Genomic DNA, 26,175 nt, shown 5'->3' with positions numbered 1-26,175 from the left:
ATTGCCAGTATCCCATAATTAATTAATCCTTCCAGCATATTGAGATTCCTCCTTGTAATGTAACTCTAAAAAGATAATTCTATAAAAATACTCTTTTTTTATAATTTGGGGGAATTTGCCCTTTTTATATTTATGAAACGATAAATAATTCGCCTAATAATAAATTTATCCGTTCTTCCATGGTAGTTTAAGTGAAAATCCTCACAAACCCTTCACCATAACGATTTTCTTCATGATATGTTATTCAATTAAATGGCCCAATTCATAAAAAAGGGCGCTTTTCTTGCTCCGGAAAAGCGCCCTTTTGCTGAATAGTGGTAAATGAAAATTGACTTCAAAAATAAAACTTAGTTTTTTTACTAAAGCTGTATCTTTAGTTGAAGAAGAAGATTATTTTAAACTTCATTAATAGTTTTTTGAAGTAATGTTTGGTTGTCTTTTTTTGTAATTTATATATAAGCTAACTAGATAAACAGGCAATATCCCTAACATTCCACCAAGGGTATTTAAAATTAAATCATCAACATCAAAACTGCCGAATTTAAACACAAGTTGGATGATTTCAAATGTTAAACTTAAACAAAAAGTTGCTATTACTACTCTTTTAAAGCTTTGAAATCTTTTTGATAATAAAGGCAATATAAAGCCAAATGGTGAAAAGCCAACAATGTTCCCACCTAAGTTTTCAACTCGAATATTGAAATTTATATCTGCTAAGAACAAATAATAAATTATGGTTTTAAAAGGGATAAAATTAGGTGTCCAGTAACTACCCTCGTAACTAAAAGTAAAATGGCTAATAATATCTTGTATTCCAAGAAATTTGAAAAGAACTAATCTTGAAAGAACAAATAAGTAGCAAAGCATTAAAATAAATAATCCTGCTTTTACAAAAAATCTCATAAACCTCATCAATGAACTCCAATCCAAACGTTTTAATGAACCGTTTATAATTCCACTTAAGATTTTACCATAAAAACCCACTTACTTATTAAACTAATGGGTGTCAGCTTAAGCGATAACTATCACAATCTCTTCACCTTACCAAATTATATAAACCTGTTATCCAATAATCTGTCCCAAACATAAAATAGGCGCGATCATCTTTCGATAATGCGACCGATTATGGAATAACTAAGATATTAGCCATAGCCTTAAAATTGGTTAATTGTTCTTCAACTAACGGCCCGTTTGTTTAAGTACAATTGTTAACATACTAATTGTCCGTAGCTTTTTCCCAGTCATTTTTTAATAAACTGTAAACAATTAAATTATGTAAATTCCCATTTAAGTAGTAATTATCACGTAAAATGCCTTCCTTAATGAAGCCAAGTTTTTCAGGTAATGCCCTACTTCTTAAATTATCTTCTGCACAGCTTATTTCAATCCGGTTTAGATTTAAGGTTTTAAAGGCATAATTTGTTAACTTTTTTACACATCTTACTACTATGCCTTTCCCTTCAAAATCAGGTGATAACCAATATCCAAAGCTTGTCTTCTTTCCCTTCCAATCTATTTCTGGAAAAGCCACCATTCCTACAAGTTCTCCTTTAAAGAAGATTCCATTATTAATTGCAGTATTGGATATGTATTTATTTCCCCATTTTTCAATTGAACTTTGAAAGTCTTCAACAGTCTTTTTACTGTCAACCCACGGAATCCATTCTCTTAAAAAAACACGATTCTTATCTACAAAATAGTTCAGTAGCATTTTGCTTGGTTAATAATTTTAGTGTAATATCCTCATCAACAGTAAAGAAAAACATTATTTTCACTCCCTGTACTTCATTAGTTTTATTAAAGCATATTTTTCTTTATTGCACTAAACTGTCCTTTAGTTCAATAACAAAAGGTGATTGCCTTTTATTTTTAGTAATCACCCTTGTCGTTTCTATTCAATAAAGTCTATTTTATTTTCCTGACACCATTCAATCGCAATTTGTTTAAAACACTCGTCTCGGTATGAATACCATTGTTCTTCTATTCCTAAATCTGTAATTTTTCCCTTAAATCTTCTAAAGGCTCCCTTTCCCCTAATTGCCCTTAATAAGGATTCTTGCTTTCGTTGTTCACTTAAAGTTAGGCAAAAGTTTTCCATTATCTCATATTCATTCACATCATATTTAGTAGGTAATTCTATATAATTTTCAAAGTTTTCAACCACATCGATTGCAACCATTCTATTTTCACGTTCCCATTCAGGTAAATGTTCAAATGGTTTTTCGTCTTCAGCAGCTCTCAAGTCTTCCGATGTCACTAACACTATTTCACCCGTTTTAATATTTAGTAGTGAACGTGATTCTTCAAACTGTATTTCCATTTCCTCGATAATATTTTTCAGTTTGACTTGTACTCTCATAATTAATCACCTTTTGATTTTTTTACTAATGCCCCTGTTAGTTGAAGAAGCACGTTATAATTTCTCAATAGAAAATACTAAATCAGTAAAGTCAGTTTCAAAACCATAATCGTTGCACTTATAAATTAAAATACCATCGTCCCGTTCATCAATTATCATACCCGATGTATACCCTTGTGACTGGCTTCCATTGCCCTTATCCCAAATATTATAAACACTTAAATTACCGTTTTTACTAAAGCATTTACAAATTACTTCTTTTGGTGCTGTATCTTCCCAAAGCGTAACACTTGGAAATATTTCAACACTTAATTCTGGGATTACAATTCCCTCGTCTGTACGCAACCATAATCCTTGTCTATGTTGCGAACTTTTGCTAATAAATTTTACTCTTATTAGTTGCCCATCCTTTATGTTTTGTACATCCCAAAGAATTACATTATTCAAACCTTTTTCAGCAAATGCTTCGTTATATATTTTCTCTTGTCCTATTTCCATAATTCCCTCACTTTTACCGTTATTACATAAATATATCATCTGAGTTTATTTAAGTAACCTGCATCGTTACTTCGATACCACGTTTCCAATTCTATAATCAGGTCAATAATTCCTCTAATATAACCGAAAAGGAGGAAAATGTTTTGTTATTATCAAAAGCCTGGGAATTATATCAATCGGACAAAAGGATTGAAGGATTCTCTCCTCAGACATTAAATGCATATAAGCTCCAATCAAAGCTGCTGATTCAACACTTTAATAATGTGGATATTGAGTCATTAACGACTGATCAACTAAAAGGATACTTAGCAAAATCAAGCGAACGACTAAAGCCATCAAGTTGGGCTCATCGAATTCGATTTATTAAATCATTTTTTCGTTGGTCACACGAGGAAGGTCATATTCCCAAAAATCCGGCTGCTAAAATCAAAGAACCTAAACAGGGTAAACGTATTCCAAAGTTTCTAACGGAAAGAGAAATTGAACATCTGAGGGAAGCCTGTTTTACTCCAATGGAGAAGGCACTTTTTGAATTTATGTTTTCAACAGGTTGTAGAATAGGTGAAATTGCCTCCTTGGATAAAAATTGTATTAATTGGTCTAATCGTTCTGCAATTGTTCTTGGAAAGGGTGATAAAGAAAGGGAGGTCTATTTTAATATACGGGCTGAAATCTGGCTGAAGCGATACTTAGATCTTCGCGAGGATAATGATCCGGCTTTTTTGCAACTGAACGGCACCCACATAGAATGAGTATTGGGCAGATGAGGTACATCATAAAACGAATATCAAGCAGAGCAGGTATTAACAAAGAAATTCATCCACACCAACTACGCCACAGCTATGCCACACACCTATTGAATAACGGAGCTCCCATTGATGTAATTCAAAGTTTACTTGGGCACGAAAAAAGCGAGACCACTAGGATTTATGCTCAGTTAAGCGGAAGCCTTAGAAGAGAATTTTATAGAAAGTATTTTTAAAAGGATTGGCAAAAGGCAACGGATTCTCCGCTGCCTTTCACTATTGCACCCCGATAGTCGAATAATAAGATATTTATAAAACTTGAAAAGCCTGAAAATCTTTAGCAACAACATAAGAGTCTCCAAAAATAAAGATTTTATATTGGGAACTTTCTTTGGTAGGAAATTCAATTATTGATGTTTTATAGCCATTTCCTAACAATACCTTTTCATACGCCTTGATTAAATTAATTGGTCCTTTAGTTAGTAACCCTTCTCCTTGTTTTAATAAATGCCTTAAATCTTTGGTGTGATAATTGATATTTATATACTTTTCAAGAGGTAATTGCCCGTTCACAATGTTTGAATGAGTTAAAAACAATTCTCCCATAACTTTGTTAATATCATTACAATGTCCCTTAAAAAACAAATCCGCTGAATTATTGTTGTACTCCCATAGAAAAACGTGATTATCTAATACTTCAAATTCTTCAAAGTAGTTTACATTTAATTTATGGTCTCTAAAATCTGTGCAGGTAACTTTCCATACTTGTAATTTTTCATCATCATCTTCATATGTTGCTTGAATAGTTAGTGATAGTTCATCATCATTTATCTGGATTCCATCTAAGCTTAGAAGTACATCACTTGAAAATTCACCTTCGCTTAAAGCCTTTAAAATATTAGATAACATAAAATCTTTCACCACCAGATTAGAACTGTTAAGTCTATTTAAATAATATATTCAAGGGATTATTGGCGGAATCCTTCTTCAACTCCCTCAGTTAAATAAGATTTTCTCTCGAATGCTCGCTTATTCGCAGGATTTCATACCCCTTCATATAGGGTTAACAATTAAATGAAATGAGTTCAGATTAATAAGGCTCCGTGAAGGCATAGTTAAATAGAGGAGATAGTGCAACTCCACAATTTACCATATAATGTACATGCTCCACGCCGCCCCTGGAGGCTTTCCCTCCCATGTCTCAACGGGTCATTTGCCCTATCATTCCTTCGTCATACCTATCCAAGGGGTGGAGGCCAGTTATGCTAACCTGATGGGTCGGTGCCCTTTTGTTGAACAAATCTGGTACTCCGTACATATTTGAAATCCTACGAATAAGCCAACATTCGGTCAATATAGTGTCCTATATTATTTATTTCAAGAGGACGAATAATCTTCAATTCTGTATTAGGCTGCCAACGGTGAAAATGCTTTGACCTTATCAGGACAATAGGATTCATTTCGTCTTGATATACCTACAAAAATCCTAGCCAACTTGCCAATTAACTTCATAATCGATTTCATTTTCTTCATCTTTTTTACCTTAACATTATGAGAATGTAATGCTTGAAATTCTGGGTTATTCACCACAAGGCTCATCGTTGCTAAGTAAAGGAATCGTCGCAGTCTCGATCTTCCGCGTTTAGAAATGACAATTTGGCCTTTCCACTTTCCTGAACTTGCCTCAGCTAGATGCAATCCTGCATGCCTTAGTAGAGAATTCCCGTGGGAGAAACCACTTAAATCTCCTGCCTCACCTAATATGCCAGCCAAAGATATTTCACTAATTCCTTTGATGGTAAGCAGTTTCTTAGCGAAAGAAATTTTGTTTAATGCTTCGGTAACTTGTTGTTCAACTCTTTCGAGTTGTGTTACAGCTAAATCATATTCCTCTAATAACTGTTCTAAATGAAATTTATAAGCATCAAGTGCTTGTCTAGTACCGACAGATTTCTTAGCTAATTGAATGAGTAATAGGGCCTTTTTTAATCCAGGCTGCCTCTTCATTATTGATTTCCAACCTGTGATTACATCATGAGGCTGCATAGTTTCTAATTCCATTGGGGTTGGGAATAATCGAAGGGTTGCGATCGCACCTTTGCCTTTAATATCTTTGAAAACCTGTCGTAGTTCTGGGAAAACGATATCTACCCATCGATTTAATTGATTAATGGAACTGACCAGGCGTTTAACAATTACATCACGGTTAGACATAAGAACCCTAAGTTTTTCGAATGATTCCGATGTGTACCTAACTTCAGAATAGTAACCGTTCTTTACCATATCAGCGATAACTAAAGCATCTTTTTTATCACTTTTTGATTGAGTATTATCACGATTTTCTTTATTCTTTTTTACTAAATGTGGGTTTACCGTTACTACTTCAATATCTTGATTAGAAAGCCATTTTGAAAGATTGATCCAGTAGTGTCCAGTTGGTTCCATCCCAACAATAGCTTCATCTAGGTTGTTTAATCTTTGAAGACTTTTAATCCATTTTAGTAAACTAGTAAATCCTTCTTCATTATTTTTGAATGTAAGTGGATCTCCGACTACAATTCCACGGAAATTTACGGCTCTGGCCACGTGAAATTGTTGGGCTATATCCACGCCAACAACAAGATGTTTAACGGAAATTCTTTCTATCAGTTGATTTTGTTTGTTTTGCATTTTAAACTTCATAGTAGGGTTCCTCCTAAAGTTGTGAGTTAGAGTGGTGTCTATACTCATATCTTACTGAGGAGCCCTATTTTTTTCAAAGTCGAAAAATAACGATCTACAGGAATGCTAACCTGACCGTTAATACAAAAAGAAAAAAGCTGCCGTAATGACAGCTCCGTTATTCAACTCTTGCGCCCGATTATGGAAGATCAATCCTTACATTTTATTAGATAAGCACTCCGTTATCTTAATAAAAATTAGATGTTTAAAACCATTAAGTCCTCGTCAAAATACTGTCCTTTAAATTTTAGAGCATTCCGTTCTACTCCATAGACCTTGAATCCTAAAGACTTGTATAACTTTTTTGCTGTTTCATTTTCGGATACAACTGTTAAATTTATTTGTTCCAAACCATTACAATTTTTTGCCTTTCTTATTAATTCAATCAAGAGTGATTTTCCTAAGCTTTTCCCTTGCATTTCTGGTGCTACAAACATCCCATAAACATTCCCTTTGTGAGCAGTTTTAAGGCCACTTTCACGTACAAAAGCCACAATTCCAACTAATAAATTACTATCATCAAAAGCCCCTAGAACAAATTTATCCTCAATTGGCTTTAATCGGTCCACTACAGTCTCAAGTGTAAATTTCACTTCTCTCTCATACGTTGAGCCAAATGCTTCTGGGGTGATTTTTAATGCTCTCAATCGTAATTCTTGGTACAACTTAGCATCAGACTCATTTAAAACACGAATATTCATGGGCTTCTCCTCTTTTCTTTCATCTCATTTGCAGCATACAGGTTATTGAACTAAACTGCTTCGTTACTTCAAGAAGAAAAGGCATTACCGTTGTTTCAGTAATGCCTCCCATAAATTAGTATGAAATCCAGTTAAAATGCTAATTTTGGCGAAAATCAAAAGTTTTATCAGGAACGTCTAATTTATGTCCATTTATAACAACAGTGTCATTATCTACCCATTTGATTTTGGCAGTTTCTTCGTGGTAGTTCCAATATATATTTTTAGGATTTTTATCGTCCTTGTTAAAATTCAATTCGCCTCGAATGGCAAAATCAGTGGTTGCACCACCACTAGATACATAAGCCTTTAAAGTGTATTGTTTATTTGGAGAGTCCACTGATTTGATTAGTTCCCCTTTAGGTAAATAATTTAAAGTAGGACCTGCAAAGAAAGTCATATAAATATGATAAGAAATCCAAATTACCAGAGGAATAAATATCAAAACAAGTCCTACTATAATCAATTTTTTCTTATTCACTTGGCTTACCTCATTTGTTTTTTCGATTAATTGCCTAAAGAAATAATTAAGTGCATTACCAAACTTCTCAAATATAGTAAAAGTTCTCCTTATAAAAGAAAAATCCTTCTTCAAGTAACCTGCTCCGTTAACACAACAAGAAAAAGCTGCCGGTAATGACAGCTTTAATCTTTCACTCTTGCCCCCGTTAGTGAAAAATCATTCCTATTACTTTAATAACTGAATGAAGAAGTAACAAAGCCAAAACAATTAGGGTAACATATTTAGAAAAATGTTTTAGTCTTTCATTCTCAAAAAGTTTATTTAATAAGTAAAAAAAACCTAAAACCCATACTCCATTTTGAAAAAAAGTAAATATTGTATTTACTAACATACTAAAAAATAGCATCACAATCTCCCCCTATATCCTCAGTCTGTTTCCCATCTCCCTATTTACAATTGTTGTTCCTATCTAATTCCTTATTTTAACATTTTATACAAAATTGTGGATGTTTTTTTCGTAAGTTATTGAACTATCCTGTACCGTTACTTCAATAAGGTAAACGCTAAAAATTCCCACTAAATTAGGCTGAATGCTTGATTTTTAGAACAAAATAAAAAAAGACTATCTTAAATAGATAGTCAAAAAAGTTTTCATTTCTGTGTAAAAGCTTTAATCGCTTGACTGATCATTCCGTCTGGAATAGTTGGGCTTGAATCACCTTTAAGTAATCCTGTGTCAGAACGACTAAACAATGATTGAAGTACCACTGTCCTATCTACTTCTTCAACGGCTTTTTCTTTAAGAAGAGCCAAATATACATAAGCAAGTTTGTGTCTTTCTTGTGCATCCCGTGATAAATGGTAGGCACTTAATGCTAATTTAATAAATAGATTGATTATGAATAATCCTGCGGAAATAATAACAGTTAATATAATAGACATTTTTATAGAAGTAAAATTTAACGATGTTTTACTGTCTGGTAATTCAAAGAGTAAATAAACCAATAAGGAAATAAAGACTGCCAAGAATCCGACAGTTATCCAAATCCACATCTTACCCTTTTTAGCATAATCAATTGCTGCTTCTTCCCAATATTTAGCTGGAGCTTCAAGTTTTAATTTTTCCTGGTAGAGATTGGTTAATTCTTCGATTTCAGCTTTTTTGTTATCAACAAAGTCTTGAGTATCAGTTTCTAAATTTTGTTTCCAATTATCAGTAGATGTTACTAACTCATTTTTCCAAGCTTCTGTTGATGCTTTTAATTGATCATTTTCTTTTATAAACTCCTTTATTCTATCGCTGTGTTTTTCATCAGCAACATTTAAGGAATTGATTGAACGTTCTGTTATTGTTTTTAGAGAATCATCAATGTTTTTAAAATTGTTATCCTGTAAATTAGGATTCTTCCAAAGGAAGGCTTGAATTATACCAGACAAGTGATATTTATTATTTGTTTGAAATTGTAAATTGTTTGGTGAAAATAAAAATTCACAAGCAGCATTAGCCTGTTCGGGATGAACCATATATAAATTTTGGAGAAAATCGGCTTCAGGTGACATAAATACCATAGGGAAACTATTTCTTGAAAATAAACTAAGAGCAGAATCTAAAGCATTTTTTACGTTTCCTATTTGATTGTTTTGAGCCAAATTATTGGCATTTGTTAAACTTCTTTCTAATTGATTAATATGATTTGTAATTTCGGAAAGTTTTCCCTGAGTAAAGGATTTCCAATAATCTTGTTGTTCTAAAACAAAATCATAAAGTTCTTGTAAGGAAGTAAATTTTCTTTGAATATTTAGAGGAAACAAGTAAATTCCAAAACCTTTACTTTCAAAATAATCCTCTAAATCTTTATGGAACATAGAGACTTTTCCTTCTGCTGTTTCCACCAAGTTTAATCACCCCGAAAGTAGAAAATGAGACACTAATTGATTTTATTATACTTTAACAGTCTTTAATTTTCTTTATATAATAAAAAAGACTATCTTACTTGATAGCCTAAAAAATTATATGATTTTTGTACATTCGATGGGAGTATTTTCAATTGCCATAAAAACATCCTCTATCGTTTCAACTAAACTGTATCTTTCGTATTATAAGGTCAGCCAGAATGCTAAATATTTCTGGTTGACCTTATATATTTTGGTCTTATTATATCAGTAGCCAGGGTAGAACGTAACTGATCGTGGGGCTCGACCCCGTCCAAGTATGATTTATCTTAAGTCATTAAAGGAATATCCCAAACTTTCGACAATAACTGCTTATTTTTTGAATTTGTGATAAATGTAACCGTATTCATTAGTCGGAAAATTGTAAAATATGTGAGTACAGATGAAAATGTGAGGTGAAGTCAATGGTAGGAGACCACGTTTGGTTTAATGGAAAAGAATACATCATTGTTTATATATACTCCAACGGTTATTGTGAATTAAAAGAAAAACACAATAAATACCACTACGAATTAGCTTCTTTATCAGAGCTAAAAAAAACAAATAATACCCCCCTAGCATAATTTAATCAAAGTAAAAATATGATGTGGGTATAATCATTGACTATAACCACAAAGAATAGGAGGGCCATTAGCTAGCTATTTTCTATCTATTTCCCTGATTATCTTTGTCATATCCTCGTTATCACATATAACTTGTTGTAACATCTATATGAATCTTCAGAAGTAAAATAAGCTGTAGCCAATGCACCTGCCAGAGGCTTAAAGATTCCAGCTCTTAATGTTATCACTGGATTTATAGTTGTTCCAAAATATTCACTTAACATATTTTGTATTTAATATCTGTGTTCATTTCAATTCCTCTCTTTTTTCTAATCAAACATAATATATAATGTCATCGTGATGATCCTTATTAACGAATACAAATATGTTTATTTTGTGAATACTCGCATTAAAAAGTTCAATAATTCCATTCGTTTTGATAAACTTTGTTCACACCCATAATATAAAACCCCGACATAAGGACCCATACTACCTAAAAAAACAGGGGTTTTTTTTTGCATTTAATTTAGACCACACTATATGTATCTACGAACGAAAAATTTAACATTCTTCTAGAACTAATCTGACCCATTTGTTCAATAAGAAAAGGAGTTAACCGCAGCTACCCCATTGTTAAACTCAAGCACCTGTTTGTTTAAGTAAATTTTTTCACAATCTTGCTGGGACAAACATTTAACATATAGGAATCAATCTAATAATATAAATTCTTTTTAACTTTTAATTGAGGATTTGTGATTATTTTAGCTTTCACAATTCCTTTCTTAAATCCTACATTGTTTAACCATTCAACAATTGCAATTGCATCGTAATTAGGAATTCTTTCTCCATTGTCTAAAGCCCAATATTTTGTATTCTTTTCCTCATTAAATATCCACTGTAGAAAGTTTCCCTGAATACAGTTCATTTTCCTACCCACTTTTGATGAACAAGATAAGTATTGAATGAAGTCGTTACCAAAATCAATTTTTATAATCATTTGAGTTTCAACTCCTTTATAAGCGTTACAACTTAGTATCGCCCTCATTACTTTAAGTACAATATTAAATGCGTTATCAATGCAGAATTACACTATCTTAAAGACGAATAGAACCATAATGATGTCGACACTCAAAAAGAAACGAAATGATACTCTCATAATAAGGTATAAATTTTTTTAGTTCGATTAGCTTTAAGATTTCCTCTTTAGAAGCCCATTTGGCTGCTTGGACCTCTTCTGTCTGTAACTTCAATTCATTCAAATCAAAGTCATTATCAATTAAATAAAAATCATCAAAGCCACGTTCAAAGTTAATAGTAAATTGTGGACGTATCTTTTCAAAGTTATAATGAATCCCCAACTCCTCGAATAACTCTCTTGAAGCAGCCTGCTGACTTGTATCGCCTGCAACAGCACTACCACCACAAGTGATATCCCAAAGGTTCGACCATCCTTGTTTAAAGGGCTGACGCTGCTGAATGAGCATCTCTCCTTTTGAATTAAATATACATACGTGTACTACTAAATGAAACTCGTCTGATGTCATTTCATCTCCACGAGTTATTTGTTTCTCTATTTTATTACGATGCTTATCATATAAATCCCACTTTTCCATTGCTAAACTCCTTATATATATTTTTGTAACAAGAAAAAACTGACGGTACTCCTTGTTAAACTAAACTGTATCGTTACTTCAATAAGAAAAAGAGACCGCCGCAGCGATAACCTATTTTTGCTAAAGCACCCGTTAGTGTAAGTACATTACTTCACAAAGTTGAAGTTCAAACCTTTTCAATTCCCAATCCAGTAGCAACAAAATGAGGACTATTATCTTTTCGGTTAAAGAACCTCCAATGTTCACTTTGTTCATCGTCTTCTGAACTGTCAGGAAATGCTTCTAGTTTGTAACCATCTGATAAAAAGACCTTCAATCCACCAACATCATCAGATTCAATTTTCTTTACCTTTAATCGTTCTTTGTCCTTGGTAAAAGTTTTAATTCGTTCATCGAATCTATTGTTACCTTGTATATCCCAATCGAATTTCTCAATGTCTCCATCCCATTCCGAGCTTGGAGAATAGAAATCCCTTGAAGCTACGACAATTTTGTTATTTAAAGTTATTCTCCACGAACATTGAATATGTAGTGCGTATTCTGCTGATTCCTGAGTTTTTCCTTTCCTAATGATTTGAATTATATCCCCAAAACCCAGCCAAAATAGGTTAGATGCTCTTCCTGCATCCTGTAATTTTAATCCCACTAATTTGCCTAATTCAGAAATAATTACTTCTTTCATACACGTCTCCCTGTTTGGATTATTATTTAAGGAATGCTACCCGTTAGCTTAAGTGTACTTTTTCACATACAGCTGATTCGAAAGAATATCTTGGATGATACATTGAAGGACTCATCTACCAAAAAGATAATCCTCTACCAAATCGCCTATCAAAAGTCTTATAGTTTGAAATTTCCACATAATATTTCGAAACTTTTGTAGAGAGTTCTTGTTTTATTGCGAATGGACGCAAATCATTTTGTAATTGTATAATGCAAATAAATATATTGCCTCCTTTTTCAATAGTATTTTTACAGGACAACAAAACATTTCTCTCCTGTTCCAATGTGTTCGGATCTAACACCAAATCATAGATGTCATTCAAAACCTTTTGCTCATCTATTTTCAGCTTGTTTTCTTCTGACATTTGCCTTCCTCCTCCTTGCATCTAAAATCCAAAACAACTTGATGATAGTCCAACATACAATATTTGAAGGAAGTGAGGTAGATAACCAACCGAACATTGGCTCCAGCTCATTTTCTCTTCCTTCTATTTCCCAATACTCAATTGTTTTTTCGGAGTTTGTTTTACTTAAAGAAACCCATACTTCCCATATTTTTCCTCAATCTTCTTCCACTAAACTGCTCCGTTAGCACAACAAAAAGCAGGACTGCAGCAGCCATTCCATCTATAACTTAAGACCTGTTAGCTGAGAAGGAAATTTTTACGGTGTAGTCGGCAAATCTTCATCATACTCAATACCGTTTTCATCAAACAATGGGGTTAACCTTTTTATTTCATCAATAAGAAATGTTTTAAGATTAGCCCAACTATTTAATTCATTACTAGAATATCTCTTACAGCGATGAATTTGATTGGTCTCTAAATCATAAACGATGTGTGAACCGTCCCAATTATAACTGCCTATTACCAAGTATTTGTCAGGAAAATACCGCTTTACCTCACTATGGTGCATTGATAAGTCATAAGGCTGAATTGCATTGTCTCCTTCTCTCACATAAGAATACCTTTTGCCATAAATTCTTAAACTGTCTGAAAATATATTTATTCCATTTGTAGTTAACAAAAATTCTCTGAAATCATCTGGTAAAAGAATAGAGAGCTCCTTTTCTATTTCATTTAATGATGTAATTTCAATTTTAGGATAAATAATGTGGAACCACGCTTCAGGTGCAATATGTGGCACCCTACATATTAAATTTGTACCGTTTTCTAGAAGTCGTTCTCCTCCCTGTTTCCATTGAAATAGTGGTTTTATTATTTCTTTAAAGTTAATTGTCATTTTGTTTCCTCGCCAATACCTTGTATAAAAATAGGTTAATTATCTTGATTATATCAGCGTTCCTTATTGAACTAAACTGTATCGTTAGTTTGAATGAAAATCTTCACAATATCTTCCTTCTTACCAATTTTTCTTTAAAAGTGATGTTCATACAGATAGGTAAGGATTTGAAGTTATCGCCCCCTTTTCCCCCTGTTAGCACCGTAGGTGCAACTTTCATCGCATACGGCGCCTCAACTAATCCAATTCATTCAATTCTATGTATTTAATGAAGCAAATTTATTATTCCATATCAGATTACGGTATTTTTGCATTGTTTTCGAAGTTCATTAACCTTTTCTTTTTGCTTTTTGTTTAGCTTTAATGAATTAAGTAAATCTCTAATCTTCCCATTATCTTTTAGATGTACAAGTCGGTGAACGTCTTTATGAAGCACTATCAAGTTGGAAAACCTATCATCTTTTGAGAGATGGTATGGATTTTTATGGTGACAGTGCCAATCAGATATGCCAAGCTCTGTTCCAGTAACTGCACATTTTCCGTATTGAGAAATGAACTTACTTATGCGGTTGTCGTTGTATTCAATCGTTTTATTTGGAATAAAGTTTTTCATGACATAGCTTAATACGTTTTTGTTAATCGCCTTTAGGCTTTGGTGTATTTTTTCTCTACCTTTAGCAGTATAGTTACACGTATCTTGCGAGAAACATAGATTTGTTTTATGTCGCTGGGCATAAATCGGGACAAATACCATGTCCTGTATCTTATAATATTGTGGTTTGTACCCTTTGTAGCGTTTTTGCAACGTGCTAGTCATGTCAGTAAATTTTGCTTCTTTTCTGACGTTCTTTAGTCGATTATATAGCGTCTTCTGAAGGTAAGAGTTCAACTCAATTAAATTATTTGTAATTTGAGTGGCAGCTGCGTAGTAATTTTGAATACCCATTACGACCGTATTAAAATGCCAAACGGTTTCTATACAAGGTTTTTTCTGAATAGCTTTAATCGATTCCTTGATTTTTATAAATGCATTGGACTTCGCTTTTTTCGTCATATTAGACTGGACTACATAGCCTCATCTTTGTCTTACCTTTCCTTTTTACTTTAAAAGTAAACCCAAGAAATTCTGACGAATTTTTCTTCAGATTAATAACCTTTGATTTTTCATCGCTTGTCACAAGGTGTAATCTTGTATAAAGAAAGTCCTTAATAGCGTAATTCATTTTGATCGCTTGCGAGCGTGTACGACATAAGACTTTGAGGTCATCAGCGTACCTTACGATGTAACATTCTTTTAGATTAGATTTCTTGAGTGCTTGTACTTTACTTCCATTGTTCTTGTATGGATGGTTGCTTTTGAATGTTTCCCATTGGTCACTTACCCACCAATCGAGTTCATTTAAAACAATATTCGATAATAACGGTGATAAGATGCCACCTTATGCAAAGAAAGTAATTATGCAAAGTAATTAATAAAAAAGCTAATTTATCAACTCTTTTATTCGATTTACTTTGCATAATATCCGAAAATGATATATGAGCCTATGCTCAAAAATTATCATTTTTGGGGGAATACTTATGCAAAACGTCCCACTAGCTCAACTAATTAATGATCTAGACCAGGAAATGATTCGACTAGGTTACACTATAGGCACCATGAATTTTTACAGAAGACGTTGGGAAAACCTTCTTCAATTTGCAAAGGAACGAGGCGAAACATTTTATTCAGAACAATTAGGAATTGATTATGTAGAAAAATACTTTCATATTCTTGAAAAAGATTTGAATGGAACTCTTTCACAATCTGAGACTCAAGAGCTTCGTGTCATTAGAATGATTGGTAATTTTCAACTGCACCGTACCATTTTACGTCGATACTATAAACATAAGGAGATCCTTACGGATCAATATTTTATTCAAATTAGGAACAGATTTAAGCAATACTGTTCAAATAAGGATTACTCCAAGGTCACAATAGACCATTATGTAAAACAATCATCTCGATTCATGGATTATCTCTCTTCTCAAAAAGTTACAGAATGTAAAGAAATCAACATCACGTTGATTAATAACTACATCAAAACCTTGGCCGGTTATACCTATAAAACTGTTGAACAAAATATTTGTTCTATACGTGCTTTTCTTAGATTTCTTTTGGAAACTGGTGAAATACAGACAGATTTAGCTGGAAAAACACCAATGGTTCAAGCAAGAAAACAGACCCGTATTCCATCCGTATGGACAGAAGATGAGTTAAAAAAACTAATCGCAGCTATTGACAGAGGGAGCCCGAAGGGCAAACGTGACTATGCAATTATTTTAATGGCCTGCTGCCTCGGTTTGCGATGTAAGGATATTAAAAATCTTAAAATAGAGCACTTCCATTGGGAAGAAAAGAGACTTGTTTTTACACAATCAAAAACTAGACAGCTCATATCTCTTCCATTGACACCGGAGGTGGGCTGGGCGGTAATTGATTATCTTAAATACGGTCGTCCTAAAGTAGGCTGTCCTTATATATTCGTAAAGCATATGGCACCATTTGGTCCGTTTTCAGAAGAGGACCATTTAAATCAGTTAATCAAAAGGTACATGGAATTTGCGCACATTCCAACACTAAAAAAAAGAAGAGGAATGCATTCTCTCAGGCATACAATAGCCAGTAAGCTTCTAGAAAAGGATACCCCACTTTCTACTATTTCAGATATTCTTGGGCATGTCGATACCAACTCAACATCAGTTTATCTAAAGGTTGATATCAATAAGCTTAGGGAATGTTCCATAGATTTTGAAGAGGGCTCTTATCATGAATGAAATTATTTATGAAGGTCCATTTAAGGACCATCTCAAAAATCATGTGGAACTTAAACAAGCCATCGGATACAAATACATTACTGATTCACATCACCTAAGACGTTTTGACAGATTTACATTAGAAAAATACCCTCATGCCACAGAGCTTACTAAGGAAATCGTTCTAGACTGGTGTAGAAAAAAGTCTTACGAGTCACAGGCAAACCAATGTTCACGCTGCTCAATTATTCGGCAATTTGGAAAATATCTTGATTCTATTGGAGTTAAAGCATATATCATTCCCAAGGGATATTTTCCAACTGAAGAACAATATATACCATATATTTATACAAGCGAGGAATTAACAAGGTTCTTTGCCGAGACGGAAAAATGCAAATATTGTTATGAATGTCCACACAGACATCTGATAATGCCTGTTTTCTTTAGAATGATTTATATGTGTGGGTTGAGGGTATCTGAAGCAAGACTTCTCAAAGTAGCTGACGTTGACATTGAAAACGGAATCCTCTCCATAAATAATTCTAAAAAGGATAATAGTAGGTTAGTACCCATGTCCATGTCCCTTACGGAACGTTGTGGGCTTTATGCAAAAATTGTACATCCATTTCCAAAAGGAGAAGAATATTTTTTTCCTGCACTGGATGGCAACCCGATGACGTTAGGAAATGTATATAAAAACTTCCGTCGGTTTTTATGGAGTGCAAGAATTTCACACGGGGGAAGAGGAATGGGCCCTCGTATTCATGATTTCCGCCATACTTTTGCAGTCCATTGTCTCAAAAAATGGGTGGAACAAGAAAAGGATTTAACGACATATCTTCCAATACTTAAAACGTATATGGGGCACGATTCTTTTGAGGAAACTGCTTATTATTTGCGTCTTACCGCAGATGTTTTCCCAAAAATTACATTAAAACTAGAAATACAATACCCAGATATTATCCCTCTATTAGGAGGTGTCACCGATGAAACCTTCTAATTTTGCGAGGCATCTAACAGAATTCCTTTCGGTATATCTCCCATCACAGAAAAATGTCAGTAAGAATACCGTCCAATCATACCGTGATACTTTTAAACTATTGATAAAGTACTGTCAGGAAGTAAAAAGTATCTCGGCCGAACGAATTACACTAGAATTGCTTTCATGCGAACTGCTTAATGGCTTTTTAGGATGGTTGGAAACAGCTAGGAATTGCAGTATTTCAACTAGAAACCAAAGACTTTCAGCGATACATTCCTTTTTTCGTTATGTACAGTCCGAGGAACCTTCCGTTTATTCCATTTTCAAAAGGTAATCGCAATTCCTACTAAAAAGGCAAACAAAACTGTAGTAGAGCATCTAACCCCAGAAGCTATGAAATTACTTCTTGAACAGCCCGACAGGAGCTGTCCGAAAGGACGGCGAGATCTAACATTAATGAGTGTTCTATATGATACTGGAGCCAGAGTACAAGAATTAATTGATCTTAGAGTCAGTGATGTAATCCTGGAATCACCGGCAGTGGTTGTATTAACCGGAAAAGGAAACAAAACAAGACGTGTTCCTCTTATGAAGAATACCATATCATTATTGGAGCGCTATATTACTGAGAATAAACTGGATAAACCTTGGAAAAATCAATATCCCCTCTTCTCAAACAACCAAAATAACAAACTAACAAAGGAAGGGGTCGCCTATATTATTTCAAAATATGTTGAGCTATCAAGGAAAATATCAACCATTGTACCTCCAAAAGTAAAACCTCATATGTTTCGGCATTCGAAGGCCATGCATTTATTACAAGCAGGAGTAAATCTCATATACATTCGTGATTTCCTTGGACATGAAGATATAAAAACAACAGAAATATATGCCCGAACCGATACTGAAACGAAGAGAAAAGCAATTGAAAATGCTTATACCGATTTAATTGATGGTAATCTTCCTGACTGGAACCAGGATCAGGCTCTGCTTACTTGGCTGAACGAATTAAAATAGGTCAGAAATTATGCAAAGTAAATGGAAAATAAACTTCTATTTTTAGAGCTTTAGGAAGTTTACTTTGCATAATATTTTACTTCGCATAAGGTGGATTATGCTAAGCTTTGCATAAGCCTCCTTGCGGAACACCTCTGGTCGGTATCCCTTCGCCTTCAATTTCTGCTTTCATCAGTTTTGAAATGATGAAAAGTAGCGATTTGTCTCTTATACCTAGTGACCACATTTGTTTCAGTAATTTACTGTGATGTACATTGTCAAAGAAACCACGAATATCTACATCTATGCAATGATAGAGGCCTGCCAAGTTTATAAGTGCCTCAAACCTGGCTTTCGCATGATGAGTGCTTCTGTTCGGTCTAAAACCGTAACTATGTTTATGAAACTTTGCTTCGCAAATCGGTTCTAACACTTGTAATATACACTGTTGGAGCATTCTATCCCATATCGTTGGGATACCTAACGGTCTTACTTTGCCATTCGGTTTTGGTATGAACACACGCCTAACTGTTTGTGGAACATACGATTGAAGCATATTTTGAACCTTCTGGATGACTTCTTCTACAGATAACCATTTGACATCTTCAATGGTTAATTTATCAGTACCAGCTGTTTTACTCCCTGTATTTCTTTTGATATTTCGATAAGCAAGACGTATATTTTCATCAGAACTAATCAATTTCATTAAGTCATAGAAATTTTGACCATTGACACTTTGATCGTACAAATTGTCAAAACAATGTTGCATAACATAATACTCATTGTGTCTCAGTTTCTTCCGTTTCAACAAGTCGGTGACTCCCTTAGGAGTTGAACCTCTTTTAGTCTCACAAGAACCTTATTAATCGATAAAGAACTGCCTAACATGGTTGAATGATTCTTCACTAGTCTAGTGGCTATCCCTCCATGTTGATTAGACATTTCATTGGTACTGTGCCACCACTTTCACTGATACAAAGATAAGTTATGCAGTAGCTATTCTCACTAATGCTTTCCTTAACACCGCTTCATAGGAAGTAAGTCCTCCACGTTATCAGCTTACAACGTTGAATTATATCTATTTTGGAATGAACTTAGGTGCTTCCTGTGAGCCTGTTAGCCGTCCATATGCCTGTAACATATCATGGATTTTTATAATTGCGAATCTTACTCATCCACAGCTAACCTCACATAAAGTGATATACACATTTCTATGTATTGCCAGTTTAGACCCGTACATTCAGAAGTTCGTCAGCTTAACCTTTTTATTTTAGGTTCATTTGCATTCTCACCATATTCATTCAACTCAAGCATCATGATTTACACCACCCCCGCGGGTAGGATTTCGTCAGCTTAACCTGTTACGGTAAATTCTCACGCCTTTTCGCCGAGCTTATAACACTATCATTCTTACTAAATTCAGTGCTATTCGACTAAGAGAGAGCCCTTCAGGGCGTTACCCCATCATTTGACTCTTCGATATAATCCTTCAGTTCCGAAAGGAACTGTCTAACCTTTACCTGAGAGATGTGTCCATCCTCAATTTAAATTAGAAACATTTCGCACCACAATCTGGCCCTAAAATGGAAATAGGCGCTTATCCTTGTTCAAGGAAAGCGCCCTATAATGGAATAACAAAATAGAGATATAGATACAACTTAGCTTATTTTTCTTCAAGTAACGCCACCGTACTTTAAGTGTAATTCTTCGCAATCAAATCAAAAAACGCGATGCCTTTTATAGCATCGCACCCGATAGTAAATATAGTTTAACTTGATACTATTCTTTTCTACTTGCTAATTCTTCTCTGTCTGGTGCTTTTGGAGGCTCTTCCATATATCCATATTTAATCATCAGATTGATTCCATCTTCAGCATATATTCCAATTTCAGCTATTATTTTTGTGTAATGGGCAAATAAATCCCTTCTTGTGCTTTCTGCTAACGATAACCCATAAACAGATACAGCATAGGAATTCAGGAAGATTATTAAACTTAGCATTAATTTATCTGAGAATGGTGCTTCTTTTGACTCTGTAACACCTAACCCTTCAAATGTAGGTACTGAAATTTCATCATCTTTCAGAATCGAACTGAATTCTTCCATTAACTTCGAAGTAATATTTTTTCCATGTAACATATATTTACGTATATCTTCTGACTTCACTGTTTGGCTAAATCCAATAAGTAACTCTTTTCCCACAGCATTACTTTTCATGTTTAGGAATAAGTGTGTGATTTGTATGGCGTGAAGAGGTCGTCGTTCTCCAAACCATCCTGTTAAATAACTCTGTTCTTTTACAAAATCAACTTGTTGAGGATAGGGAATATATGGCGCACGAGTAAATATTCCCTTTTCTAGGAGAACATCCATAATTTTGTTTTGAATTTCAGCGAAATAGGTCAGGCTCTCATAAAAGTATTGACGAATATCAGAACGAGGAGAAGAGAACATTCCAAGTTCATATTGTTCTATTCCTGCCTTCGCCATGAAGTAAATGTATTGAGCCATTAACACATCCGTAAAAAGTCTAGGAGCTTTAATATTGACATCCCTATCGGTGTATCCCAATGGCGTGGGAATTCCTTCTTGTTTATAAAAAGAAATTATTTTTTGTATACGTTTTTCTTTTGCCTCCAATTTAGTTTGAATAAGCATTTGAATATCTGTATCTTCTACTGTCGCTAAAAAATAATGCAAAATACAACGATTTAGGGTTTCAAACATGTATAATTTCCATAAATAAGCTATTTCTGATGAAGTCAAATTTATTTTTGCGTGGTCAGTCATAGAGGCATCTCCTTTCTTAATATATAGTATATTTTTTCCAAAAAGTTTTAAAAAAATCGTACAATTTCATGATTTTACTTTGGAAAAGAAAACCTTTATGATGGATTACATCATGTAGTCTATCTATAAAATTTACTGATTCTTTATTGAACATTACTGCCACGTTAATTTAAGTGAAAACATTCACAATTCCCATGATATTTTTAAAATAAATCTCCAATATCATTAAAAACATTCCTCTACAATCTGGCCCTTTTCATGAGGAAAGAGCACATTTCTTATTGAAGAATTGCGCCCTATTGCGGAAGATTAAAAATATTTTTAAAGGTTTAAGGGGCTTTTAACGCTTAGCTGGCGAAGCAGAAAATTGTTCGGGTTTTAATAGTTACTGAATAATAGACAGCCCTTTTTGTTCGTGTAACTTGTTGATAGTAACACTCCAACCAAAAAATTAATGCTGGGCTATGGCTTCTTTATAACAATCCATATCAATAATCTTTCAACTCTATCCCATTAGCAGCTTTCGCTATCATTTTCGAAGTCAGCTTAAATTATACAACCATAATGGCGGGAATGCGCAACATTAAATTACGTAGAAAGATTTTGAAGTTTGATTTTCCAATCATACTCCCGGCAGCCATTATCACTTTGGGATAGACACATCCAACAATGTATTTTGCAAGTCTTGGAACCAATCTGTGAAGCTAAATTTAACACTAGAAGCTACGGTTTTAGACCGAACAGAAGTGTAGAACACACTATCGCATTTGAAACTTCAAGATAAACCAAACAAATCTAATATATGTGGTTAATGTGGCCATTCAAGGCTTCTTCGTTGAGGTATACATGTGAAACTGAAACGTCAATTATGGACGCTAGGGATACAAGACAAACAGCTACTTGTTATACTACGAAAGATATTAAAGTCACCAATACGATTGGAAAAATGGGATAATCGTCAACTCAACATAAGGCACCCCACAAGGTGGATTATAAGCTTTGCATAACCCTTCTTGCGGGGTGCCGTTGTCTGTCTTGTATTTCTTACCTTCCTCCATGTACCCACCTTTAAGAAACCTACCAATTATTCTTAGTAGATTAGGGTCAGCTCCGAGGAGGCTTGTGGACTGCCCGCGGAAAGCGAGCTTCTTAAGCGGATAATCTACAGACAATTTAAACTGCGCCAATATAAAAGGATAGATATAATTGAAAATTACTCTTTGATTTCCAGTATAATTTTTCCTATGTTCCTGTTTTCCTCCATGTATAAATGAGATTTTGATGCCATTTCAATAGAAAAAGTAGTGTCTATAATAGGTCTTACTTTTCCTTGTTCTAAAAAAGACGTTACGTTTTTAACAAAATCATTGGTAAGTTGAGATTTGTATTCATCACTTCTTGGAGTAAGCAAAGTTCCTGTTAATTGGATACATTTTGACATTAAGGTCAGTAAGTCTATTTTTTTGACTTCACTGCCACCTAGTATCCCAATAAGGACCCATCGTCCTCCGACTTTGGCACTAGCTAGATTTTTCTCCCAATAATCCGCACCTATGAAATCTAAAATCAAATCTACGCCTTTACCGTTTGTGAATTTTAGTACTTCTTCTTCGAATGGCTGCTCTTTATAATTGATAAGGACATCAGCCCCAAGTTCTTTACAAATATCAAGCTTTTTTTGTGAACCAGCTGTTACAATGATTTTCGCATCGCAAAGTTGTTTTGCCAATTGAATCGCTGCAGTACCAACTCCGCTTGCACCAGCATGAATTAAGACGGTTTCATGTTTTTGAAGATTACCGATCCAGAATAATGTTTGATAAGCTGTTAGAAATACTTCAGGAATGGCAGCAGCTTGTTCAAACGAAAGAGAGTCCGGAATTTTCATTGCCCGGTCGGCTGGCATGATGGCATACTCGGCATAGCCACCGCCATTAACAAGTCCCATAACCCTGTCACCTATAGAAAAAGAACTTTCACCATTTACTTCAACCACAGTACCGGATATTTCAATGCCAAGAATGGGGTTTCTTAAATATCCTATTTTCCCTTCACGCGTTAAAATATCGGTGCGGTTTACAGCCGCTGCATGAACACGAATAAGTAGCTCTCCCTCATTAGGTTTAGGAATGGGTACCTCAACAAGATCAAGTTGGTTTGGACCGCCTGGTATTTTTACTATTACACCTTTCAATCAAAACACTCCCAATTTCATTATAGTTAGTTTTTTATTAAATCTGTAATTGTAATATAATAAATGACCATTTAACTTCATGCATCACCTATAGTAATATCCAATTTTTTTCTTTGAAAAATTTGAATTTTTTTTACTTAACCAAAAATAAAAAATAGCAAAACCCAAAAACAAACAACCACTTATGACCACTCCTAGAACTTGTCCTAAGTGAAATGATAAACTTCCTATACCTGAGCCAATCGAACCTCCAAAATAATATCCAACCATATATAGTGAATTTAACCGGCTATGGTTTTCTGGTGCCAATTGATAAATTCTTCCTTGATTTATAGACATATTCATTCGAGAGCCAACATCTAGCAAAAAAGTAACAGCAATTAGTAGATATAAATGATTCCAACCAATACCTAAAACGACAAAGGAGAATATCATTAGTAGCAAAGCCACTATATTCCACATTTGAGCATGTAAACTATCGGATAACTGTCCTGTAAATCCTGCTGTTATAGCTCCAGCAATCCCAATAATACCAAACATTCCTATTATTCCACTCTCAAAATGATAGGGCGCACCATTTAAAATAAAGGTAAGTGGTATCCAAAAAATATTAAAAGCAGCAAATGCGGCCACCCCAAAAACAATTGCTTCCTTTAAAACGGGCTCCTCTTTAAGAAGAGGAATCAAAGATTGTATAATTTTTTTGTACGAAGGTTGTTTCTGTGTCTGATCATCAGGTAGTTTTACAAAAAGGTAGCAAGCGAAAATCAATAAAATACATGCAGCAACCCAGTGAACTGTCTCCCAGTTAAACAATTGCCCAATCCATCCGCCAAAAACACGACCCAAAAGTACCCCCAAAAAAATTCCAGTTAATAGCCTTCCGATTATTTTTCCCTTTTTCTCAGATTGTAAATTTGAAGAAACAAACGGGATAATCAATTGAGCAGAAACTGTACTAAAGCCAAGGCAAAAACCAAAGACTAATAACAGAAAAAATGAAGAAGCAAGTGTCATCATAACCAGCCAAAAGGCAGACAGTAATAAACTTAATAGAATCAGGTTCCGCCTATTAAACCGATCACCTAGTGGAACGATAAACAACAATCCAAGTGTATAGCCCGCTTGAGTTACTGTTAAAATGAGCCCTGATTGATTTGGCTGGATGTTGAAATCTTTCATAATGTCGGAGAGTAAAACTTGGTCGTAATATAAATTTGCTACCGCTATGGCACAAACAACTGAAAGTAGCCATTGTAATGTGAAAGAAAACTTCTTGCTTTTCAATGCATGTTCCATAAAAAAATCACCCTTTCTTCTTTTTACAGGGAACAGTGTATAATAAAACACATGATACAAGAAGATACGTATTATCCTAGGATTGTTAAACCTACGGAAGGAGACCTTTTATGGCCGTGGAAATCGACAAGCATTTTGAATTAGGACAATTTTTGAAGAAAAAGCGTGCATCTTTAACACCTGAACATGTGGGTCTAACAATAGGAAAAAAACGTAAGGTTATAGGATTACGCAGAGAGGAAGTTGCTGAATTAGCTAATCTAAGCATAGATTGGTATATCCGTCTGGAGCAGGGGAGACCAGTTCAACCCTCAGTAGAAGTATTGTCGGCCTTAAGCAATGCACTGCAATTAAATAGAAACGAACGAGATTATTTATTTAATTTGGCTGAACAACGGTTACCGGATGAAGCGCAAGATAATATTATTGTAAGCCAAAGAATGCAAAAATTTTTAGATTCTCAGAACCCCTATCCAGCCTATATTACGGATACCCAGTGGAATATTGTTGGATGGAATAAAGCTGCCACTCTTGTATTCGGAAATTATCCTTTAATGACGCCCTTACAACGTAATTCCATATGGCGTGCATTCACGGATCCTTACATGAAAGAATTATTAGATAATTGGGAGGGGCATGCCAAATTGCGTGTCAGTCAATTAAGAATGGTCCATAGTCAATCACCTGCTAATCAAGAACGTTTAGAATTAATTACTAAATTACGTAAACAAAGCAGTATTTTTGATTCATGGTGGAATGAACAATTTATTATGGGTACACCCGAAGGAAAGAAATTACTTCACCATCCTATTGTTGGAGATATCCGTATCGATTATCTTTCTTTCCAGAATGAAGAACACCCAAACGCAACTATTACCGTTCACCTAGCAAGTGACGTAGATTCAAAGAAGAAACTAGAAAAGCTTTTTGAGTAAAGTTATGTTAATCTGATAAGTTTTCGTTTCGAGCTGCTGATGAAAATGGAAAATATCGTGGTGCTTTATCATCTATTAATTTCTAATCAGTAAACAATATTAAAATGAAATACTAATATTATTGAAAATTAATAGGTATGGGATATATTTAGGTTTAATATTTACAGGCTGAATTTAGCAAAGTAAAAAGCGAAGAAGAAATAAAAGAAGGAAGAGATAAGAGTCATAAGCTTTTTAAATCCATTGCAAGAATTAACGAATTGTATCTTTAATTCTGAAGATGAAATGTTTGAATAGATTGAAGATAATGGATTTACTGAAGAAAAAATTTTTTTCTTAAAATAACCTTATGCTTAGCTATGGCTTTATTCAAGAAAAGAGAGCATTCCTTTAAAAAGGAAAGTATGTCGTAGTTGACTATAATAATGATGATATACTCTTTTTGCAGAGAGGGAGATTAAAGTATACCTCATGTCTATTGCGTAGACCAAAATTTTCCGTAATGGAGCTAAATTAGTGCCTCCTTCTCTTATTCAAGAAAATGGCCCTAATATGAAAAAGACGCTATCCTTGTTCATGGATAGCG

At 34.2% G+C, this 26,175-nt stretch carries 25 protein-coding genes and 4 pseudogenes; 7 read left to right on the top strand and 22 right to left on the bottom strand.

Going from position 1 to position 26,175, the window contains the following annotated elements; all coding sequences use genetic code 11:
- Positions 1-405: 405 nt before the first annotated feature.
- The 4 genes from RCG17_RS23165 to RCG17_RS23150 all read right to left on the bottom strand — a co-directional run bounded on the left by RCG17_RS23165 (position 406) and on the right by RCG17_RS23150 (position 2,857).
- Entirely contained in the window at positions 406-912 is a 507-nt protein-coding gene (locus RCG17_RS23165; RefSeq protein ID WP_308172386.1) for a VanZ family protein, read from the bottom strand.
- A 304-nt stretch (positions 913-1,216) separates the two neighbouring features.
- Positions 1,217-1,711: a GNAT family N-acetyltransferase gene (locus tag RCG17_RS23160; protein WP_308172385.1), complete on the bottom strand. Its 495-nt coding sequence runs from the start codon at positions 1,709-1,711 to the stop codon at positions 1,217-1,219.
- Between the two features lie 180 nt (positions 1,712-1,891).
- Positions 1,892-2,359 carry a UPF0158 family protein gene (locus RCG17_RS23155; RefSeq protein ID WP_308172384.1) on the bottom strand — a complete coding sequence of 156 codons (468 nt, stop codon included), beginning with the start codon at positions 2,357-2,359 and terminating at the stop codon, positions 1,892-1,894.
- Between the two features lie 54 nt (positions 2,360-2,413).
- Entirely contained in the window at positions 2,414-2,857 is a 444-nt protein-coding gene (locus RCG17_RS23150; RefSeq protein WP_308172383.1) for a hypothetical protein, read from the bottom strand.
- A 143-nt stretch (positions 2,858-3,000) separates the two neighbouring features.
- On the opposite strand from RCG17_RS23150, the pseudogene RCG17_RS23145 reads away from it, so the two are divergent.
- A pseudogene (locus tag RCG17_RS23145) lies at positions 3,001-3,839 on the top strand (tyrosine-type recombinase/integrase).
- A 73-nt stretch (positions 3,840-3,912) separates the two neighbouring features.
- On the opposite strand, the gene RCG17_RS23140 reads toward RCG17_RS23145, so the two are convergent.
- From RCG17_RS23140 to RCG17_RS23080, 13 genes are all read right to left on the bottom strand, one after another.
- Entirely contained in the window at positions 3,913-4,512 is a 600-nt protein-coding gene (locus RCG17_RS23140) for a hypothetical protein (RefSeq protein WP_308172382.1), read from the bottom strand.
- Between the two features lie 498 nt (positions 4,513-5,010).
- Entirely contained in the window at positions 5,011-6,285 is a 1,275-nt protein-coding gene (locus RCG17_RS23135) for an IS110 family RNA-guided transposase (RefSeq protein ID WP_308172284.1), read from the bottom strand.
- A gap of 236 nt (positions 6,286-6,521) precedes the next feature.
- Positions 6,522-7,025: a GNAT family N-acetyltransferase gene (locus RCG17_RS23130; RefSeq protein ID WP_308172381.1), complete on the bottom strand. Its 504-nt coding sequence runs from the start codon at positions 7,023-7,025 to the stop codon at positions 6,522-6,524.
- A 139-nt stretch (positions 7,026-7,164) separates the two neighbouring features.
- Entirely contained in the window at positions 7,165-7,659 is a 495-nt protein-coding gene (locus RCG17_RS23125; RefSeq protein WP_308172380.1) for a DUF5412 domain-containing protein, read from the bottom strand.
- Between the two features lie 519 nt (positions 7,660-8,178).
- Complete coding sequence (locus RCG17_RS23120) at positions 8,179-9,420, bottom strand: DUF6161 domain-containing protein (protein ID WP_308172379.1); 1,242 nt, start codon at positions 9,418-9,420, stop codon at positions 8,179-8,181.
- A gap of 1,314 nt (positions 9,421-10,734) precedes the next feature.
- Complete coding sequence (locus RCG17_RS23115; RefSeq protein ID WP_308172378.1) at positions 10,735-11,019, bottom strand: hypothetical protein; 285 nt, start codon at positions 11,017-11,019, stop codon at positions 10,735-10,737.
- 97 nt (positions 11,020-11,116) lie between these two features.
- Positions 11,117-11,635 (bottom strand): NUDIX hydrolase, encoded by a 519-nt coding sequence (locus RCG17_RS23110; protein WP_308172377.1) that lies wholly within the window; start codon positions 11,633-11,635, stop codon positions 11,117-11,119.
- A gap of 166 nt (positions 11,636-11,801) precedes the next feature.
- The gene (locus tag RCG17_RS23105; RefSeq protein ID WP_308172376.1) at positions 11,802-12,317 is read right to left on the bottom strand and encodes a hypothetical protein; all 516 of its coding nucleotides are present in this window, start codon (positions 12,315-12,317) and stop codon (positions 11,802-11,804) included.
- 115 nt (positions 12,318-12,432) lie between these two features.
- Positions 12,433-12,723 (bottom strand): bacteriocin immunity family protein, encoded by a 291-nt coding sequence (locus RCG17_RS23100; protein WP_308172375.1) that lies wholly within the window; start codon positions 12,721-12,723, stop codon positions 12,433-12,435.
- Positions 12,692-12,913 carry a DUF2199 domain-containing protein gene (locus RCG17_RS28400; protein ID WP_374120980.1) on the bottom strand — a complete coding sequence of 74 codons (222 nt, stop codon included), beginning with the start codon at positions 12,911-12,913 and terminating at the stop codon, positions 12,692-12,694. Before RCG17_RS28400 ends, RCG17_RS23100 begins: the two co-directional genes overlap by 32 nt.
- A gap of 108 nt (positions 12,914-13,021) precedes the next feature.
- Entirely contained in the window at positions 13,022-13,600 is a 579-nt protein-coding gene (locus tag RCG17_RS23090) for an SMI1/KNR4 family protein (RefSeq protein ID WP_308172374.1), read from the bottom strand.
- 292 nt (positions 13,601-13,892) lie between these two features.
- The gene (locus RCG17_RS23085) at positions 13,893-14,654 is read right to left on the bottom strand and encodes an HNH endonuclease signature motif containing protein (protein ID WP_308172373.1); all 762 of its coding nucleotides are present in this window, start codon (positions 14,652-14,654) and stop codon (positions 13,893-13,895) included.
- Between the two features lies 1 nt (position 14,655).
- Positions 14,656-15,009: a reverse transcriptase domain-containing protein gene (locus tag RCG17_RS23080; protein ID WP_308175928.1), complete on the bottom strand. Its 354-nt coding sequence runs from the start codon at positions 15,007-15,009 to the stop codon at positions 14,656-14,658.
- A 169-nt stretch (positions 15,010-15,178) separates the two neighbouring features.
- Between RCG17_RS23080 and RCG17_RS23075 the strand changes: the two genes are divergently transcribed.
- The 4 genes from RCG17_RS23075 to RCG17_RS23060 are packed head-to-tail and all read left to right on the top strand — an operon-like array spanning position 15,179 to position 18,392.
- Positions 15,179-16,414 carry a tyrosine-type recombinase/integrase gene (locus RCG17_RS23075; RefSeq protein ID WP_308171229.1) on the top strand — a complete coding sequence of 412 codons (1,236 nt, stop codon included), beginning with the start codon at positions 15,179-15,181 and terminating at the stop codon, positions 16,412-16,414.
- Entirely contained in the window at positions 16,407-17,393 is a 987-nt protein-coding gene (locus tag RCG17_RS23070) for a tyrosine-type recombinase/integrase (protein ID WP_308171228.1), read from the top strand. The genes RCG17_RS23075 and RCG17_RS23070 overlap by 8 nt, the downstream gene beginning before the upstream one ends.
- Positions 17,380-17,709, top strand: coding sequence for a site-specific integrase (locus tag RCG17_RS23065; protein ID WP_308172372.1), 330 nt, complete (start codon positions 17,380-17,382; stop codon positions 17,707-17,709). The genes RCG17_RS23070 and RCG17_RS23065 overlap by 14 nt, the downstream gene beginning before the upstream one ends.
- 59 nt (positions 17,710-17,768) lie before the next feature.
- Positions 17,769-18,392: a tyrosine-type recombinase/integrase gene (locus RCG17_RS23060; protein WP_308172371.1), complete on the top strand. Its 624-nt coding sequence runs from the start codon at positions 17,769-17,771 to the stop codon at positions 18,390-18,392.
- Between the two features lie 112 nt (positions 18,393-18,504).
- Here RCG17_RS23060 and RCG17_RS23055 read toward each other — a convergent pair.
- The 3 genes and pseudogenes from RCG17_RS23055 to RCG17_RS23045 form a co-directional block, all read right to left on the bottom strand.
- A pseudogene (locus RCG17_RS23055) lies at positions 18,505-19,182 on the bottom strand (reverse transcriptase domain-containing protein); the annotation flags it as partial.
- 968 nt (positions 19,183-20,150) lie between these two features.
- Positions 20,151-21,161, bottom strand: coding sequence for a DUF3231 family protein (locus RCG17_RS23050; RefSeq protein ID WP_308172370.1), 1,011 nt, complete (start codon positions 21,159-21,161; stop codon positions 20,151-20,153).
- A 488-nt stretch (positions 21,162-21,649) separates the two neighbouring features.
- Positions 21,650-21,805 (bottom strand): annotated as a pseudogene (locus RCG17_RS23045) (FAD-dependent oxidoreductase); the annotation flags it as partial.
- On the opposite strand from RCG17_RS23045, the pseudogene RCG17_RS23040 reads away from it, so the two are divergent.
- Positions 21,805-22,102, top strand: a pseudogene (locus tag RCG17_RS23040) (reverse transcriptase); the annotation flags it as partial. The pseudogenes RCG17_RS23045 and RCG17_RS23040 overlap by 1 nt on opposite strands.
- A 272-nt stretch (positions 22,103-22,374) precedes the next feature.
- Here the strand turns inward: RCG17_RS23040 and RCG17_RS23035 are convergent.
- Together RCG17_RS23035 and RCG17_RS23030 are read right to left on the bottom strand one after the other, a co-directional pair.
- Complete coding sequence (locus RCG17_RS23035) at positions 22,375-23,355, bottom strand: NAD(P)H-quinone oxidoreductase (RefSeq protein WP_308172369.1); 981 nt, start codon at positions 23,353-23,355, stop codon at positions 22,375-22,377.
- Between the two features lie 84 nt (positions 23,356-23,439).
- Positions 23,440-24,654 (bottom strand): MFS transporter, encoded by a 1,215-nt coding sequence (locus RCG17_RS23030; RefSeq protein ID WP_308172368.1) that lies wholly within the window; start codon positions 24,652-24,654, stop codon positions 23,440-23,442.
- 110 nt (positions 24,655-24,764) lie between these two features.
- On the opposite strand from RCG17_RS23030, the gene RCG17_RS23025 reads away from it, so the two are divergent.
- Positions 24,765-25,589 carry a helix-turn-helix domain-containing protein gene (locus tag RCG17_RS23025; protein ID WP_308172367.1) on the top strand — a complete coding sequence of 275 codons (825 nt, stop codon included), beginning with the start codon at positions 24,765-24,767 and terminating at the stop codon, positions 25,587-25,589.
- The last annotated feature ends 586 nt before the right edge of the window (positions 25,590-26,175 follow it).

It is taken from the genome of Neobacillus sp. PS3-12 (assembly GCF_030915385.1).
GTDB lineage: Bacteria > Bacillota > Bacilli > Bacillales > Cytobacillaceae > JAEVLT01.
The sequence above is the reverse complement of the archived record's forward strand: the minus strand, read 5'-3'. Positions and strand labels throughout refer to the sequence as shown.

What these genes read in the sequence shown, in the direction of transcription:
- RCG17_RS23140 (WP_308172382.1), bottom strand. Translation starts at nt 4,512, where the DNA reads ATGTTATCTAATATTTTAAAGGCTTTAAGCGAAGGTGAATTTTCAAGT.
- RCG17_RS23160 (WP_308172385.1), bottom strand. Translation starts at nt 1,711, where the DNA reads ATGCTACTGAACTATTTTGTAGATAAGAATCGTGTTTTTTTAAGAGAA.
- RCG17_RS23070 (WP_308171228.1), top strand. Translation starts at nt 16,407, where the DNA reads ATGAATGAAATTATTTATGAAGGTCCATTTAAGGACCATCTCAAAAAT.
- RCG17_RS23030 (WP_308172368.1), bottom strand. Translation starts at nt 24,654, where the DNA reads ATGGAACATGCATTGAAAAGCAAGAAGTTTTCTTTCACATTACAATGG.
- RCG17_RS23075 (WP_308171229.1), top strand. Translation starts at nt 15,179, where the DNA reads ATGCAAAACGTCCCACTAGCTCAACTAATTAATGATCTAGACCAGGAA.
- RCG17_RS23165 (WP_308172386.1), bottom strand. Translation starts at nt 912, where the DNA reads ATGAGGTTTATGAGATTTTTTGTAAAAGCAGGATTATTTATTTTAATG.
- RCG17_RS23130 (WP_308172381.1), bottom strand. Translation starts at nt 7,025, where the DNA reads ATGAATATTCGTGTTTTAAATGAGTCTGATGCTAAGTTGTACCAAGAA.
- RCG17_RS23100 (WP_308172375.1), bottom strand. Translation starts at nt 12,723, where the DNA reads ATGTCAGAAGAAAACAAGCTGAAAATAGATGAGCAAAAGGTTTTGAAT.
- RCG17_RS23105 (WP_308172376.1), bottom strand. Translation starts at nt 12,317, where the DNA reads ATGAAAGAAGTAATTATTTCTGAATTAGGCAAATTAGTGGGATTAAAA.
- RCG17_RS23115 (WP_308172378.1), bottom strand. Translation starts at nt 11,019, where the DNA reads ATGATTATAAAAATTGATTTTGGTAACGACTTCATTCAATACTTATCT.
- RCG17_RS23090 (WP_308172374.1), bottom strand. Translation starts at nt 13,600, where the DNA reads ATGACAATTAACTTTAAAGAAATAATAAAACCACTATTTCAATGGAAA.
- RCG17_RS23065 (WP_308172372.1), top strand. Translation starts at nt 17,380, where the DNA reads ATGAAACCTTCTAATTTTGCGAGGCATCTAACAGAATTCCTTTCGGTA.
- RCG17_RS23150 (WP_308172383.1), bottom strand. Translation starts at nt 2,857, where the DNA reads ATGGAAATAGGACAAGAGAAAATATATAACGAAGCATTTGCTGAAAAA.
- RCG17_RS23085 (WP_308172373.1), bottom strand. Translation starts at nt 14,654, where the DNA reads ATGACGAAAAAAGCGAAGTCCAATGCATTTATAAAAATCAAGGAATCG.
- RCG17_RS23050 (WP_308172370.1), bottom strand. Translation starts at nt 21,161, where the DNA reads ATGACTGACCACGCAAAAATAAATTTGACTTCATCAGAAATAGCTTAT.
- RCG17_RS23060 (WP_308172371.1), top strand. Translation starts at nt 17,769, where the DNA reads ATGAAATTACTTCTTGAACAGCCCGACAGGAGCTGTCCGAAAGGACGG.
- RCG17_RS23025 (WP_308172367.1), top strand. Translation starts at nt 24,765, where the DNA reads ATGGCCGTGGAAATCGACAAGCATTTTGAATTAGGACAATTTTTGAAG.
- RCG17_RS23135 (WP_308172284.1), bottom strand. Translation starts at nt 6,285, where the DNA reads ATGAAGTTTAAAATGCAAAACAAACAAAATCAACTGATAGAAAGAATT.
- RCG17_RS23155 (WP_308172384.1), bottom strand. Translation starts at nt 2,359, where the DNA reads ATGAGAGTACAAGTCAAACTGAAAAATATTATCGAGGAAATGGAAATA.
- RCG17_RS23110 (WP_308172377.1), bottom strand. Translation starts at nt 11,635, where the DNA reads ATGGAAAAGTGGGATTTATATGATAAGCATCGTAATAAAATAGAGAAA.